The 14,653-nt window shown below is 60.8% G+C and carries 17 protein-coding genes; 10 read left to right on the top strand and 7 right to left on the bottom strand.

The genetic code is table 11. The features are described from left to right. Positions 1-47 precede the first annotated feature (47 nt). The 3 genes from AC1DYQ_RS12145 (at position 48) to AC1DYQ_RS12135 (ending at position 2,511) form a co-directional block, all read left to right on the top strand. On the top strand, positions 48-527 hold the full coding sequence (locus tag AC1DYQ_RS12145; protein ID WP_457281549.1) for an Lrp/AsnC ligand binding domain-containing protein: 480 nt from the start codon (positions 48-50) through the stop codon (positions 525-527). Positions 528-722: 195 nt separating this feature from the next. After that, positions 723-1,865: an ABC transporter substrate-binding protein gene (locus tag AC1DYQ_RS12140; protein ID WP_477686994.1), complete on the top strand. Its 1,143-nt coding sequence runs from the start codon at positions 723-725 to the stop codon at positions 1,863-1,865. Between the two features lie 79 nt (positions 1,866-1,944). Further along, positions 1,945-2,511 carry a DUF3617 domain-containing protein gene (locus AC1DYQ_RS12135; RefSeq protein WP_477686993.1) on the top strand — a complete coding sequence of 189 codons (567 nt, stop codon included), beginning with the start codon at positions 1,945-1,947 and terminating at the stop codon, positions 2,509-2,511. Between the two features lie 153 nt (positions 2,512-2,664). Here AC1DYQ_RS12135 and AC1DYQ_RS12130 read toward each other — a convergent pair whose 3' ends face one another. Next, the gene (locus AC1DYQ_RS12130) at positions 2,665-3,384 is read right to left on the bottom strand and encodes a YggS family pyridoxal phosphate-dependent enzyme (protein WP_477686992.1); all 720 of its coding nucleotides are present in this window, start codon (positions 3,382-3,384) and stop codon (positions 2,665-2,667) included. 48 nt (positions 3,385-3,432) lie between these two features. Between AC1DYQ_RS12130 and AC1DYQ_RS12125 the strand changes: the two genes are divergently transcribed. Both AC1DYQ_RS12125 and AC1DYQ_RS12120 read left to right on the top strand, forming a co-directional pair. Further along, the gene (locus tag AC1DYQ_RS12125; RefSeq protein ID WP_457281553.1) at positions 3,433-4,476 is read left to right on the top strand and encodes a type IV pilus twitching motility protein PilT; all 1,044 of its coding nucleotides are present in this window, start codon (positions 3,433-3,435) and stop codon (positions 4,474-4,476) included. Positions 4,477-4,664: 188 nt separating this feature from the next. Beyond that, on the top strand, positions 4,665-5,801 hold the full coding sequence (locus tag AC1DYQ_RS12120; RefSeq protein ID WP_457281554.1) for a PilT/PilU family type 4a pilus ATPase: 1,137 nt from the start codon (positions 4,665-4,667) through the stop codon (positions 5,799-5,801). Here AC1DYQ_RS12120 and AC1DYQ_RS12115 read toward each other — a convergent pair. Continuing rightward, positions 5,798-6,745 carry a LysR family transcriptional regulator gene (locus tag AC1DYQ_RS12115; RefSeq protein WP_477686991.1) on the bottom strand — a complete coding sequence of 316 codons (948 nt, stop codon included), beginning with the start codon at positions 6,743-6,745 and terminating at the stop codon, positions 5,798-5,800. The two genes, AC1DYQ_RS12120 and AC1DYQ_RS12115, sit on opposite strands and share 4 nt — an antisense overlap. 116 nt (positions 6,746-6,861) lie before the next feature. On the opposite strand from AC1DYQ_RS12115, the gene AC1DYQ_RS12110 reads away from it, so the two are divergent. The 3 genes from AC1DYQ_RS12110 (at position 6,862) to AC1DYQ_RS12100 (ending at position 8,825) form a co-directional block, all read left to right on the top strand. Then, on the top strand, positions 6,862-7,284 hold the full coding sequence (locus AC1DYQ_RS12110; protein ID WP_477686990.1) for a 4-oxalocrotonate tautomerase: 423 nt from the start codon (positions 6,862-6,864) through the stop codon (positions 7,282-7,284). A gap of 84 nt (positions 7,285-7,368) precedes the next feature. Beyond that, complete coding sequence (locus AC1DYQ_RS12105; RefSeq protein WP_477686989.1) at positions 7,369-7,749, top strand: tautomerase family protein; 381 nt, start codon at positions 7,369-7,371, stop codon at positions 7,747-7,749. A 173-nt stretch (positions 7,750-7,922) separates the two neighbouring features. Continuing rightward, positions 7,923-8,825, top strand: a complete 903-nt coding sequence (locus AC1DYQ_RS12100; RefSeq protein WP_477686988.1) for an NAD(P)-dependent oxidoreductase — start codon at positions 7,923-7,925, stop codon at positions 8,823-8,825. 82 nt (positions 8,826-8,907) lie between these two features. On the opposite strand, the gene AC1DYQ_RS12095 is transcribed toward AC1DYQ_RS12100, so the two are convergent. The 3 genes from AC1DYQ_RS12095 to AC1DYQ_RS12085 form a co-directional block, all read right to left on the bottom strand. Then, entirely contained in the window at positions 8,908-9,567 is a 660-nt protein-coding gene (locus tag AC1DYQ_RS12095) for a BON domain-containing protein (RefSeq protein WP_477686987.1), read from the bottom strand. Continuing rightward, positions 9,564-10,163: a phosphoheptose isomerase gene (locus AC1DYQ_RS12090; RefSeq protein WP_431098788.1), complete on the bottom strand. Its 600-nt coding sequence runs from the start codon at positions 10,161-10,163 to the stop codon at positions 9,564-9,566. Before AC1DYQ_RS12090 ends, AC1DYQ_RS12095 begins: the two co-directional genes overlap by 4 nt. A gap of 99 nt (positions 10,164-10,262) precedes the next feature. Then, positions 10,263-10,718, bottom strand: a complete 456-nt coding sequence (locus tag AC1DYQ_RS12085) for a YraN family protein (RefSeq protein WP_477686986.1) — start codon at positions 10,716-10,718, stop codon at positions 10,263-10,265. A gap of 50 nt (positions 10,719-10,768) precedes the next feature. Here AC1DYQ_RS12085 and rsmI point away from each other — a divergent pair, with 50 nt between their 5' ends. Continuing rightward, positions 10,769-11,617, top strand: a complete 849-nt coding sequence (gene rsmI, locus AC1DYQ_RS12080; RefSeq protein ID WP_477687161.1) for a 16S rRNA (cytidine(1402)-2'-O)-methyltransferase — start codon at positions 10,769-10,771, stop codon at positions 11,615-11,617. Next, positions 11,614-12,846, top strand: a complete 1,233-nt coding sequence (locus AC1DYQ_RS12075; protein ID WP_477686985.1) for a multidrug effflux MFS transporter — start codon at positions 11,614-11,616, stop codon at positions 12,844-12,846. Before rsmI ends, AC1DYQ_RS12075 begins: the two co-directional genes overlap by 4 nt. 15 nt (positions 12,847-12,861) lie before the next feature. On the opposite strand, the gene AC1DYQ_RS12070 is transcribed toward AC1DYQ_RS12075, so the two are convergent. Together AC1DYQ_RS12070 and AC1DYQ_RS12065 are read right to left on the bottom strand one after the other, a co-directional pair. Next, a complete protein-coding gene (locus AC1DYQ_RS12070; protein ID WP_477686984.1) occupies positions 12,862-13,260 on the bottom strand; it encodes a hypothetical protein in 399 nt (132 codons plus the stop codon). Positions 13,261-13,649: 389 nt separating this feature from the next. Next, positions 13,650-14,573: a LysR substrate-binding domain-containing protein gene (locus AC1DYQ_RS12065; protein ID WP_477686983.1), complete on the bottom strand. Its 924-nt coding sequence runs from the start codon at positions 14,571-14,573 to the stop codon at positions 13,650-13,652. Between the last annotated feature and the right edge of the window lie 80 nt (positions 14,574-14,653).

The following is a 14,653-nucleotide window of genomic DNA, read 5'->3' as shown; positions in this document are numbered from 1 at the left end:
AGAATTTCCCGCTAAATTTACGAAATTGACCGAATAATTCACTACATATGTTTGAAGCCTCACCCGAAATTGACCGCATTGACCTGAAAATCCTGAATGTCCTGCAGCAGGACGGCCGGATTTCCAACCTCAAGCTCGCCGAGAGCGTGGCGCTGTCGCCCACGGCAGTGCTGGCCCGCGTGCAGCGTTTGAGCCGGGACGGCTACATCCTGGGTTACGAAGCACTGCTCAACCCCCTCAAGCTGGGCGCCGGAATGATGGTGTTTGTCGAAGTGCTGCTGGACCGCACCACGCCCAATGTGTTTGAAGCCTTCAAGGCCGCGGTGCAGGTTCACCCTGAAATTTCCGAATGCCACATGGTGGCCGGCGGCTTTGACTATCTGCTCAAAACCCGCATGGCCGACATGGTGGCCTACCGCTCTTTTGCCGGCACCGTGCTGTGGCAGCTGCCGGGCGTGCGCGAAACCCGCACCTACGCGGTGATGGAAGAGGTGAAAAATACCACCCGGCTGGCGCTGGGGGTCTAGGCCGGGCATCTGCTGCCCGCCTGAAAAGGCCGCGTTAGCGGCACTTTTCTCACGGATTCCCGCTCAAATCCAGCCGCACCCGGACTAACCGCGTTGCCAAGCCATGCGCATTGGACTACCTTGCAGTGCACATATGCAAGAAATTGCATATACAGATGGTCAAAAAACATCGCCACGAAAAAACGGAGGTCCCTGATGAAAAACAAGCCATGGTGGCGTTTGGGCGCAATGCTGGGGGTACTTGTCGCCGCCGCTGCGCAGTCGGCGGAAATCGGCGTGACGGATACCGAAATACGCGTCGGGCAATTCGCCGCCCAGACCGGCCCCGCCGCCGAGCTGGGCAAGCGCATGCAACTGGGCATATTGGCGCACTTCAATGCCGTCAACGCCGCCGGCGGAATCAATGGCCGCACCCTCAAGCTGGTTTCGCGGGATGACGGTTATGAACCTGAAAAGGCCGCTGCCGCGGTCAAGGCCCTGATCGAGGAAGACAAGGTGTTCGCGCTGATCGGCTCGGTCGGTACACCCACCACCCTGGCCGCGGTGCCGGCCATCAACGCGGCAGGCATTCCGCTGGTGGGTCCGTTCACCGGCGCACAGGGCCTGCGCGAGCCTTTCAATCGGAACCTGTTCCACGTGCGCGCCAGTTACTTTGATGAGACCGAGCGCATCGTGCAGCACCTGAGCACCGTCGGCATCACCAAAATCGCGGTCTTCTACCAGAACGACTCTTATGGCAAGGCCGGGCTGGAAGGCGTGATGCGGGCTCTGACCCGGCGCAACCTCAAGCCCGCTGCCAGCGTCACGGTCGAGCGCAACAGCGTGGATGTTGCCGCACCGCTGGCAGAAATACTCAAGGTCACGCCCGAGGCCGTGATCCAGATCAGTGCCTACAAGTCCTGCGCCGCGCTGATCAGGCAGGCACGGGCCAAGGCCTACGGCGGCCAGTTTTTCAACGTGAGTTTTGTCGGCTCAAAGGCGTTGGCCGAGGAGTTGGGCGACACCGGGGCGGGCGTGACGATTTCACAGGTGATGCCCTTCCCTTACACACCCTCATCGGCCATCGTGCGTGAGTACCAGCAACGCATGACCGAGGGCGGCCACAAGGACTTTGACTTCTCCAGCATGGAAGGTTTTCTGGTGGCCAAGGTCTTTACCGAAGGCCTGCGTCGGGCTGCGGGGAAGAACCTGACCCGTGAGAGCCTGGTGACGGCGCTGGAGTCCATGCGCGACTACAACATGGGTGGCTTCACGGTGAACTACAGCCCCCAAAGTCACGAGGGCTCCCGCTTCACCGACCTCACCATCATCGGGCGCGGCGGAAAATTCATGCGCTGACGACATCGAAACTTGCAAAACGGCCCATGCTGGCAATAATGCGGGCTCATCCCCTGTTTGCCATTCACCAGGAACACCCATGAAGCTTTCTACCCCCTTTCCAGCCACCCTTGCTGTTGTCACGCTGGTCCTGTCCGCCGGGGTTTCTGCACAGACCACCAAACCGGGCCTGTGGGAAATGACGAGCAAGATGCAGTCAAGCTCCGGCGAGATGGAAAAAGCCATGGCCAACATGGAAAAGCAGCTGGCCAGCATGTCGCCCGAGCAGCGCAAGCAGATGCAGGACATGATGGGCAAACAGGGTATGTCCATGGGGCCCGGCGCCGGCGGTGGCATGAGCATGAAGATGTGCATCACCAAGGAAATGGCCGAGCGCAACGAAATGCCCCAGCAGCAGCAAGGCGACTGCAAAACCACCCAGTCGCCGCGCAGCGGCAACACCATGAAGATTTCTTATGTGTGCACCCAACCGCCCTCCAGCGGCGAAGGTGTGATGACCTTCAACGGCGACACCGCCTACACGATGAAGATGAACACCACGACCACCGTCAAAGGCAAGCCCGAGAAGATGACCATGGATGCTGCAGGCAAATGGCTGTCGGCTGATTGCGGCAATATCAAACCCATCGCGCCACCCAAGAAGTAGTCTGATCAGAAGATCGCATGGGACGCTGTCCCAGCAGCGAATCCACAGGGCATGTCTTCACCAGCAGGGGCCGAGGAACCGGCTTTGCCGGGCCTCAGGCGCAGCGGCCCCCTCGGGGGGCAGGAAGCTACACGGAGTGAGCGACCGTGGGGGCTATCTCCCCCCAAAAATAGCGGTGCCTACGCGCACCATGGTGCTGCCCGAATGGATCGCCGCCTCCAGGTCAGCGGTCATGCCCATTGACAAGGTATCCATGGGTGCAGGCAACGCACCTGAAGCATTGATTTCGTCAAAAATGGCTTTTGTCCGCGCGTGGACAGCGCAGGCAGCTACAAAATCGATAGCTGGCTCCGGTATCGCCATCAAGCCGCGCAAGGTGAGGTGCGGCAGCTGCACAACCGCCTGCGCCAGCGCCGGGACATCCTCAGGCGCCACGCCCGACTTGTTGGCGCCGTCATCCACGTTGACCTGCAGGCAGATCTGGAGCGGCGGCAAACCGGGCGGCCGCTGCTCGCTCAGCCGCTGGGCGATTTTTAGGCGATCGACCGACTGCACCCAGTCAAAATGCTCAGCCACGAGACGGGTCTTGTTGCTCTGAACCGGGCCGATGCAATGCCACTCCAGCGCAATCGCAGCGCCCCGAGCCTCAGCGCCTTGCCAGGCGCGGAGGGTGGCAATTTTCTCTACGCCCTCGGTGATGTAGTTTTCGCCGAAGGCGCGCTGCCCATCCGACGCGGCGTCGATCACGGCGTCCGCACCGAAGGTTTTGGAGACCGCCAGCAGCCGCACGCTCGCCGGATTGCGCCCGGCGGCTACGCAGGCCGTGGTTATCCGGTCACGGACAAGCTGGAGATTGCGCACAATCGTGGTCATAATCGAACTGTAAACTTAGTTTGAAAACCATTTTCAAAGGGTCCCGGGATGGATATCACGCAGTTGCTGGCTTTTAGCGTCAAGAACAAGGCGTCTGACTTGCATTTGTCGGCAGGCTTGCCGCCCATGATCCGGGTTCACGGCGACGTGCGGCGCATCAACATCGATCCGCTGGACCACAAGCAGGTGCATTCCATGGTGTATGACATCATGAACGACACCCAGCGCAAAACCTACGAAGAGTTCCTGGAGGTCGACTTCTCGTTCGAAATCGACGGACTGGCGCGCTTTCGCGTCAATGCCTTCAACCAGAATCGCGGCGCCGGTGCGGTGCTGCGGACCATTCCATCCAAAATCCTGACACTGGAACAGCTCAACGCCCCCAAGATTTTTGGCGACCTGGCCATGAAACCGCGGGGCATGGTGCTGGTCACCGGCCCCACCGGCTCGGGCAAATCGACCACACTGGCCGCCATGGTCAACTACCTGAACGAAAACGAGTACGGCCACATCCTGACGGTGGAAGACCCGATCGAATTCGTGCACGAATCCAAAAAATGCCTGATCAACCAGCGTGAGGTTGGCCCACACACCCTGAGCTTTAACGCCGCGCTGAAGTCGGCCCTGCGGGAAGATCCGGACGCCATCCTGGTGGGTGAAATGCGTGACCTGGAAACCATCCGGCTGGCTATGTCGGCCGCCGAAACGGGCCACCTGGTCTTCGGCACGCTGCATACTTCCAGCGCCGCGAAAACCATTGACCGGATCATCGACGTGTTTCCGGCCGAGGAAAAGGAAATGATCCGCTCCATGCTGTCCGAGTCATTGCAGGCCGTGATCTCGCAAACGTTGTGCAAAACCAAAGACGGTGCGGGCCGCGTGGCTGCACACGAAATCATGCTGGGCACCAGCGCCATCCGCAATTTGATCCGCGAGGCCAAGGTCGCCCAGATGTATTCATCCATCCAGACCGGCAACAGTGTGGGCATGCAAACGCTGGACCAGAACCTGACCGAACTGGTGAAGCGCAATGTGATTTCTGCTGCCGAAGCCCGCGGCAAGGCAAAAATCCCGGAAAACTTCCCCGGCTAGAAGCTATGGCCCCCACGCTTGTCACTTCGAGCCTACGGCGCGCTGCCCCTTTCCTTACGTACGGGGCCGCTGCGCCTGCGGCCCGGCAAAGCCGGTTGCGCGGCCCCTGCTTGATTGAAGAGAGAACCACCGTCACCGATCCTGCCGAGTTTCCGGCAACGACAGAGTTTGTTTGAAAGGAGTCGCAAATGGAACGCGACCAGGCCAGTAAATTCATCAATGATCTGCTGAAACTCATGGTCAGCCGCAATGGCAGTGACCTGTTCATCACAGGCGACTTCCCTCCGGCCATGAAAGTCGACGGCAAGGTGACCAAAGTGTCGCCGCAGCCGCTGAACGCCGGCCACACGCTCGCCCTTGCCCGTTCCATCATGAACGACAAGCAGGCCGCCGAATTCGAACGCACCAAGGAATGCAATTTCGCCATCTCGCCGCCGGGCGTGGGGCGTTTCCGGGTCAATGCATTCATCCAGCAGGGCAAGGTCGGCATGGTAATGCGGACGATTCCCGCCGTGCTGCCCACCATCGACGGGCTGGGTGTGCCCCAGGTGCTCAAGGAAGTGGTGATGAGCAAGCGCGGCCTGACCATTCTGGTGGGCTCTACCGGTTCGGGCAAGTCGACCACGCTGGCGGCCATGGTCGACTGGCGCAACGAGCAGTCGTTCGGCCACATCATCACGATCGAAGACCCGGTGGAATTTGTCCATGCGCACAAGAACTGCGTGATCACGCAACGCGAAGTGGGCCTGGACACCGACAGCTGGGAGGCAGCCCTCAAAAACACGCTGCGTCAGGCGCCCGACGTGATTTTGATGGGTGAGATCCGCGATCGCGAAACCATGGAACATGCCATCGCGTTTGCGGAAACCGGCCACCTGTGCCTGGCCACCCTGCACGCCAACAGCGCCAACCAGGCGCTGGACCGCGTGATCAACTTTTTCCCCGAAGAGCGCCGCACCCAGTTGCTGATGGACCTCTCGCTCAACCTCAAGGCCATGATTTCACAGCGGCTGGTGCCCAAGCAGGACGGCAAGGGCCGTTTTGCGGCGGTGGAGGTCATGCTCAACTCGCCGCTGATCTCCGACCTGATCTTCAAGGGCGAAGTCTCCGAAATCAAGGAGATCATGAAAAAGAGCCGCAACCTGGGCATGCAGACTTTCGACCAGGCGCTGTACGACGCCTTCGAGAGCCATTTCATCACCTACGAGGACGCCCTGCGCAACGCCGACTCGGTGAACGACCTGCGCCTGCAGATCAAGCTCAACTCGCAACGTGCCAAGTCCGTCGACCTGGCGGCCGGCACCGAAAACTTCGCTATCGTCTAAGCCGCTGAACTGCCGGCGTTGTTCCGGCCAAGGGCTGAGTTGGAAGGGCTAAAGGCCGCGAAGCAGACCTGAAGGTAATCGATCGTGGCCCGGATTTTGGGAGCCCGATGGCGTTCGGCCAGAATCACCGCATCAATAGAATAGACATCGCTCACCGTGTGCCGGGCCAGCACCGGCTTTAACCGGCCTTGCGCCACCAGCTCGCTGCCGATAACGTCGTTGATCCGGGCAATGCCGGCTCCCGCCAAGGCAAGTGAAACCACCGCAGCGCTGCTATTGACGCGCAACCGCCCCAGCACCGCGAGCGGGGTGACGACCGCGTTTTCTTCGAAGGTCCATTGATTGTGGGTAATCGAAGTGGTATTTGATATCAGGCTGTGCAATTGAAGATCTGCCGGCGCACGCGGAACGCCATGCTTCTTGAGATACACGGGTGAGGCGTACAAAGCACGCCCATGGCTTCCAAGATTACGGGCAATGGCCGTCTGCGCAGGTGCAACACCCGCCCTCACGACGATATCCATCGCCTCATCGGCCATGCTGACAAGGCGATCATCCAGATGCAGGTCCAGCTTCAATTCCGGGTGCAAGGCCCGCAGCTTGCCCAGCCGGGGAATCAGTACATATTCAGCAAGAATCTGGCTGATGCTCAAGCGCACCGTACCCACCACTGAGCAGCTTCGGCTGGCGAAGCTGTTTTGCAATTGCCTGTGTTCGGCAAGGATGCGCTGGGCATATTCGAGGAAGACCTCACCTTCGTCAGTGAGAGAGAGGCTGTGAGTGGTCCGGTGCATCAGCCGCAGGCCGCATTGAGCCTCCATGCGCGCGAGCGAACGCGACATATGGCTGGCCGCAACGTTGCGTTCCCTCGCTACTGTCGAGAGCGACTGGGCAGATGCAAGCTGCGCAAACAGCGAGAAGTCGTCAAGGCTGAGGTTTTTCATGCTTGTGCAGATTTGACACAAGCATTATGCATTCGGGGGGATTTCCAGCCGGCGCCATCTTGGGCACAGTTCACTTCGCACGGACATGTTGCGCCGTCGCTCTTCAAAGGATTTTTATGCCCATCTCCATCCAGCTATCGCAGGGACTTTTAACGCCGGCCGGCGAGCGCGAGGTTTTCTCCAGAGTTGCAGGCGCCTTGCTGCAGGTACACGGCCTCAGCGGAAACGCCTTCATGACTCCTGCAGTCATCGGGCATGTCGACATTTACCCTGAAGAGCACAGCTATGCCGGCGGCAAACCCCAGTCACTTGCGGTCATAGAGGTTAAGGTCCCTTCTGTCACCTTCCCCGATCAGTCGGTGAAAAACAACTTCGTCAAGGCGGCAACAGACATCATTGACGAGCTCAAGGCGGGGAAACATCCGAGAGAGCGCACCTTCGTCAACGTGACCTATGCGGTGGAGGGCGCCTGGGGAATTGCCGGCAAAGCCTATACCAACGCCGACCTGGGAATGGCCATTGGAGCTGCCGCGGGCTAGCAAGCGCGGGAACTCACCACTGACCCCCATTCACCTCCGTCTCTCCGCACAGCACAACAACCGATTAAACCCACAGGAAACTTCATGCCTCTCGTACGAATTGACCTTCCTGACAGCACGCCGGACGAAGAGCTTTCGGCCGTGTCGGGCCTTGTGCATCAAGCCCTGGTAGACACTTTCAATGTGCCGGGGCCGGATCGCTTCCAGACGCTCACGCGTCATACACCGCGCCAGCTCATTTGCTCCGAAGAATTCCTTGGGGTCACGCACTCCGCCCACGTGGTTTTTATTCAAATATTTTGCGCCCCCGGTCGATCGCTGGACATGAAGAAGGCGCTCTTCTCGGAAATCGGAAAACAAATCTCGTCGAATTGCAGCTTTAGTGCGGCCGACGTCATCATCAATCTGGTTGAGACGTCGCGTGAGAACTGGTCTTTTGGAAACGGCATGATGCAATTCAGTTAATAAATGGGGCAGGACTGCCTGTTTTGCATACCCCCCAACGCGCTGAGATGCGCCATGAATGTGAAGCTGCTCCTTCATGGGAAAACAGGGAGGTTCACTGGGCAAAGCGCGCAATCAAGCCATAATCATTGCTGCAAACCCCCCTTGCCCGACGGGCCTCAAGAGATTTAACTGTGTCATCAATTCACCCCAAAACCTACGAAACTTCCGATTCACGTGCTGTCGCCTTCCTGGGCCTCGGTGTCATGGGCTTCCCGATGGCCGGGCACCTGGCGCTGGCGGGCCATGACGTCACGGTCTACAACCGCAGCGCCGCCAAGGCTGCCTCCTGGACGAGCGAGTTCAAGGGCCGTGCAGCCGCCACACCGCGCGAGGCGGCTGCAGGCGCAGACGTCATTTTCTGTTGCGTGGGCAACGATGCCGACCTGCGCAGCGTGGTACTGGGTAACGATGGAGCGCTGGCCGGCATGAAACCGGGCGCTATCTTCGTGGACCACACCACGGCCTCGGCCGATGTGGCGCGTGAACTCTCCGCGGCGGCCTCCAGGATCGGCCTGCACTTCATAGATGCACCCGTCTCGGGTGGCCAGGCTGGTGCGCAAAATGGTGCGCTCACAGTGATGTGCGGCGGAGACGCCGCAGCATTTGAGGCCGCGAAACCAGTGGGCATGGCTTTTTCAAAAGCCTTCACGCTGATGGGCCCAAGCGGCGCGGGGCAACTTACCAAGATGGTCAACCAGATCTGCATTGCCGGCCTGGTACAAGGCCTGAGCGAAGCGGTGGCGTTTGGCCAGAAGGCCGGTCTGGATGTGAACCAGGTCCTGGACGTGATTGGCAAGGGCGCAGCGCAAAGCTGGCAGCTCGACAACCGCGGCAAAACCATGGTGGCCGACAAGTTTGACTTCGGGTTTGCCGTGGACTGGATGCGCAAGGACCTGGGCCTGGTACTGGACGAAGCCAAGCGCAACGGTGCGCGCCTGCCCGTGACGGCCCTGGTCGACCAGTTTTATGCCGACGTGCAGGCCATGGGCGGCCATCGCTGGGACACATCGAGCCTGATCAAGCGCCTGAAATAGAAACTGGGTCGAATCCGGAAAATCGGGTGGAAAGCAGAACGGCAATGCTGCAGAGGCCAGCACTGCCAGCCCCTAACTAACGTCAACTCCCGGCGGGTTTGGCGCCGGCGGGCGGCTCTACGGGTTTTGACGGCAGCATGCGTGCCAGCTCTTCCTCGCTGATGATTTCAAACATGCGGATGACTCTTTGCACGCCCGGGGTGGAACGGACCACTTCGGTGGCGCGATCCGCCTCGCGCTGTGTCACACGTCCCATCAGGTAGGTCGTACCACGCTCGGTCACCACCTTGAAGGCGTTCAACGACAAGTCACGGGCATCCACCAGCATCGCCTTGACACGGCCGGTGACGAGGGTGTCGGACGAGCGCTGTGTCAGGGTGGCGTTGCCCATCACGGCCAGCTCATTGACCACCGAGGTCACATTCTCCACACGCGAAACGATCTGCTCGACCAGCTGCTTGTCTTGCGCGCTGGGCACTTCACCCGTCAGCAACACCTGGCGGTTGTAACTGGTCAAGTTGACATGTACACGGTCTCCCACGTTGCTGCGAATCCGGCTGGCCGCCCGCAATTCAATGCCCTCGTCTTCCAGCTGCGCACCCGACGTGCGGCGGTCGGTGGCAACAAGCGCCCCCCCAGCCATGCCGCCTACCACCAAAGGAAAGCAGGCTGTCAGGGCACTGCCAAGCAATACCGATGTACCAATGGCCAGAGTGAGTCGTTTCAACGGGGCATATGTCATACAGAGGTCTCCTGATCGCCAAGTAACTGGGTGTCCACACCATCGCAAATGCAATGGAGGACAAGAAGGTGCACTTCCTGGATACGCGCAGTCCGCTCATGCGGCACGCAGATATGCACATCGGTTTCGCGCAGGGCATGGGTCATCTTGCCGCCCCCGCGCCCCGTCAGCGCCACCACGGTCATCTCGCGCTCATGGGCGGCTTCGATGGCGGCCAGCACATTGGCCGAATTGCCGCTGGTGCTGATGGCCAGCAATACGTCGCCGGCGCCGCCCAGGGCACGCACCTGCTTCGAGAAGATGACCGTGAAGTCATAGTCGTTGGCAATGGCGGTGAGGATGGAGCTGTCGGTCGTCAGCGCAATCGCACCCAACTCGGGCCGCTCGCGCTCATAGCGCCCCACAAACTCCGCAGCGAAGTGCTGGGCATCCGCAGCCGAGCCACCATTGCCGCAGGCCAGGACTTTGCCGCCGCTGGTGACGCTGGCCAGGATGGCCTGCACTGCGGCCGCAATCGGTTTAGACAGGACCTGTGCCGCCTGGTATTTCAGGTCGGCGCTGTCAATGAACTGCTGTTCGATACGTTGTTCAAGCATGGGGTCAATGATAGCGGGTCGGACTGCGCCGCCGGTCCCGGAGGGGTTTGCCCAAGCTGGCGATGGATGGTTACAAATTCCGCCATCCATTCCCGGCGCTCAGGACGCGTCGAAAGCCCCGGGCAGCCATTCAATGTCAGGGGCCGCCCCGTCGTCCTGCGGCCCGTTGACCAGGACCACGTCGAATCGGCAAGGCGGTGGGCTGGCGAAACGCATGAGATAGTGCCTCGCGGCAAAGATGATGCGCTGTTGCTTGGCCGGGCTGATGCTGGCGCCGGCACCGCCGTGCGAGACGCCGGTTCGCTGGCGCACTTCCACAAACACCAAGGTACCGTCGGGTGCGCGCATGACCAGGTCGATCTCGCCGCCACCGCGGCCCGGCGTCCGATAATTGGTATCGACCAGCATCAGCCCGGCCTTGGCCAGATAGGCTTGCGCGGCAGCTTCCGCAGCATCGCCCCTCGACTTGGTGGTAATCTGCCCGGGCGAGGCTTGGGCCTGAAGGGCTGTCGCTTTTGACACCGTCCCGGCAACCTGTTTTCTGGAAAACCACATTGAACGCTTCCTTCGACCTGGCTCTGGATGCGGCACGCGCCGCAGCAGGCATGCAGCATTATCCGGAAAGTGCGCTCTATGTGGTGGCGACCCCGATCGGGAACCTGGCCGACATCAGCCTGCGCGCCCTGCAAGTACTGCAACTGGTAGACGCCATAGCCTGCGAGGACAAGCGGCATTCGCAGCCCCTGCTACGGCAGTACGGAATCGACAAGCCCCTGCTGGCGGTGCACGAACACAATGAAGCAGAGGCCGCAGGCCTGGTGATTGAACGCCTGCAGCGGGGTGAGCGCGTGGCCTATATCAGCGACGCCGGCACGCCGGCCGTGAGCGATCCCGGCGCCCGCCTGGTCGCCGCCGTTCGTGCCGCTGGCCTGGCCATCATGCCCCTGCCGGGTGCCAGCAGCGTCACCGCGGTGCTCAGCGTGGCCGGGCTGAGCAGCCCGGGCGGTGACACCGGGTTCGTATTCGCCGGTTTCCTCCCGAGCAAGGCCGGCGAACGCGACCAGGCCATCCAGCAGCTGCAAACTGATACCCGGGCCATCGTGATTCTGGAAGCGCCACACCGCATCGAGGCGCTTGCGAAAGCACTGGCGGTGCTGCAAGGCCGCCTGGTCACCGTTGGCCGTGAGCTGACCAAGCAATTCGAGGAAATTGCGACCGTGCCGGCGCAGGATTTTTCCGGCTGGCTGGCTGCTGGCGCCCAGCGTACGCGCGGTGAATTTGCACTGGTACTGCATCCTTGCGCCGCTGCCGACAGCGCTGAGGATGGCACACGGGTGCTGCAGTTGTTGCTGGCGGAGTTGCCGCTCAAGACTGCTGTAAAAGTCGCGGCAGAAATCACCGGCGTGGGGCGCAACGAGCTCTATGACACCGCACTCAAGCTGAAAAAAGAATGAACCCCAACGCCGACGAACTCTGGCGCGCCCCACGCTGGACGCTTGCCGCCTTGTTGGCTGTGCTCGGGATGCTCGGGCCGTTTTCCATCGACACCTACATTCCCGCCTTTTCCGGCATGGCGCAGTCGCTGGGAGCATCACCGGTAGAAATGCAGCAAACGCTGTCGGCCTACCTGTTCGGCTTTGCTTTCATGAACCTGTTTCACGGCGCGCTGGCCGACAGTTTCGGCCGCCGGCCAGTGGTGTTGTGGGGAATCGCGCTGTTCACCCTGGCGTCGGCCGGCTGCGCGCTGTCGCAAAGCATCGGGCAACTGGTTTTTTTCCGGGCCGTACAAGGCTTGTCGACAGGTGCGGGCATTGTGGTGTCGCGCGCCGTCATACGCGACATGTACCCGCCGGCTCAGGCCCAACAGGTCATGAGCCAGGTCACCATTTATTTTGGAGTAGCCCCTGCCCTGGCGCCCATCGTCGGCGGCTGGCTTTTTGTGCATCTGGGCTGGCACAGCATCTTCTGGTTTCTGACGGGAGTGGGTGTGATCCTGTGGGCTACCAACTTCCGGTTCTTGCCCGAGACACTTCCGCCGCTGGACCGCCAGCCGTTTGAAGTCAGGCACCTGATGCGGGGCTACTGGCAGTTGGGTTCCAGCCCCCGCTTTTTATTGCTGGCGCTGGCCAGCGGCGTGCCATTCAACGGCATGTTTTTGTATGTGCTGTCAGCGCCCGCTTTTTTGGGGGAACACCTGGCACTGCAGCCTACCGAATTTTTCTGGTTTTTCATCCTGACAATCTCCGGCATCATGTCCGGCGCATGGCTGAGCGGCCGCCTGGCAGGAAAGATTGCTCCCAAACAGCAAATACGGCACGGCTTTGTCATCATGCTGGTCACTTCGGTGCTTAACCTGATTGCCAACATGCTGTTCGCCCCCCATGCTTCATGGTCCCTCTTTCCGATCGCAGTGTTTGCATTCGGCTGGGCGCTGATGGTACCGGTTGTCACGCTGCTCGTGCTGGACCTCTATCCTGAACGGCGCGGCATGGCGTCTTCCCTTCAAGCCTTCGTGGGCTCAACCGCCAACGGCATTGTTGCCGGTGTCATCGCCCCGCTCGCAATGCACTCCACCCGGACATTGGCGGCAGTCTCGCTCGGGATGATGTGCATCGGGTTGCTTGCCTGGGTGTATCTGCATCACCGGTGGCCGGATATCGGCCGATCCGCAGCACCCGACTAGCGTGTAATACGCCCTTCAACGATCATTGACTCGCATGGGAAATTCCATGCCTTGCCCGACGCGCTGCACCACGTTGTTGCCGTCCAGATAAGCCCAGAAAAACATGGGCTGGTCGCTGTCCCGCCAGCGGTAAGTCATGATGTCGCCGGACCATGACGCTACACGGTCAATCTTTGCCGGCCGGCCAAATTCGCGTTCCATATCCGAGCGCGTCCACTTGCCCGGCTGGACTCTTGAGAACTCTGCTGGCGTCAGAACCTCGCGGACGCTGATGACCCTGCCGGCGGCATCCAGATCTACCATCGTGGCGAACTGACCAAGCGGCTGGCCCGAATACTGCAGCCGGGTTCCCGCATCCAGCGGCACCACCCGGGACGGCGTTCCGCGAAGCGCGATGACGTTCTCGCGGGTCATGCCGGGCTTTATCGCTGTCAACGCGCAGCCGGCGGCACACAGCGCCGCGACAACAAGACCGGAAACTAATTTAAACGCCCTCACGGTTACTCCTGCCTGAAACTGAATTGATCACGAGACTTGGGACTCCATCGCGGCCAGAACGTTCCCCGTGACACGTGCCAACCGATCGCCCCTACGCGGGCCGAATCACGGATTGTTGCATCATGCCGCACCCACTGAAGGCGCCCGGACTGCCGCTGTCATTGTTTCTGGTACCCATGGTGCAGGGCAACGGCTCGAAGTCGGGATTCAACGGATTGGACCAGGTCCCAAGCAAACTCGCCGACTCATTTTGTACTGAGCCTGCCTGGGGCCGGGATGTTTGGTGTCCATGCACCCGTGCGCGCTCAGGCTTTGTGCTGGCGCGCAAAAATTTTGGCCAGATCCAGGAAATTCCTTTCGGCCGGCGAGTTGCTGTCTTCCCGGCTCACCAGCGTGATAGGCGCCACCAGCGCAGGCCTGGCATTGGTGATACGGCAGTACACCACGCTCTCACGGTGAAAATCCTTCATGGATGCGGGAACCACGGAAACGCCCGCGCCCGCCGCGACCAGGCTTATATTGGTCAGCATGCGCTCCACCTCCGAGGCGATCCTGAGCGTGAAGCCCGCCTGTTCGCAGGCTTCGATCAGATCCGAATACATGCCTGGCGCGCCGTGTCTGCGCACCAGAATGAACTGCTCATCAGCCAGGGATTTCAGATCAATGACCGGCATCTTGCCCTTGGCGGCGCCCGCCACCAGCGCGTGACCCACCGGCAGGATCAGCAGCATCTCCTCTTCGAGCAAGGAAAAAAAGCTCACGCCGCGCGGATGGCTTACGGGCGTGCGCAAAATCGCGACATTGACCTTGCCCCTGTCTATGCCCTCGGTCAGCTCGGCCGCATTGGCTTCCCTCAAATCCAGATGCACATCGGGATAGGCACTGCGGTAGGCCCGGATGATCCCCGGAATCAAGGGATGGGCCGCGGCCGAGCTGGTAAAGCCGATGGCCAGCGTGCCTTCAAAGCCCTGTGCGGCGCGCGCCGCGCGCGCCGATGCCTGCTCGACACTGCGGAGGATGGCCTGAGCTTCCTGCACAAATACGGCGCCCCCGGCCGTCAGCGCCGCGCCCTTGGGGTGACGGCGGAACAATTCGAAACCCAGTTCTTCCTCCAGCAGCCGGATCTGGTGGCTCAAGGGCGGCTGCTGCATGTTCAAGCGCTCGGCGGCACGCGTGAAATGCTGCTCCTCGGCAACCATCAGGAAATAGCGCAGGTGTCTCAGCTCCATGGCGTCGGCCCATCTTTTCTAAGTATTGGAGGTCTTATTTCCGGATTTTATGCATATACCCTCGCCGGCGCGTGACGCCT

The organism is Polaromonas sp. P1_F4 (assembly GCF_056405675.1).
This window is presented reverse-complemented; position numbering and strand designations above follow the sequence as displayed.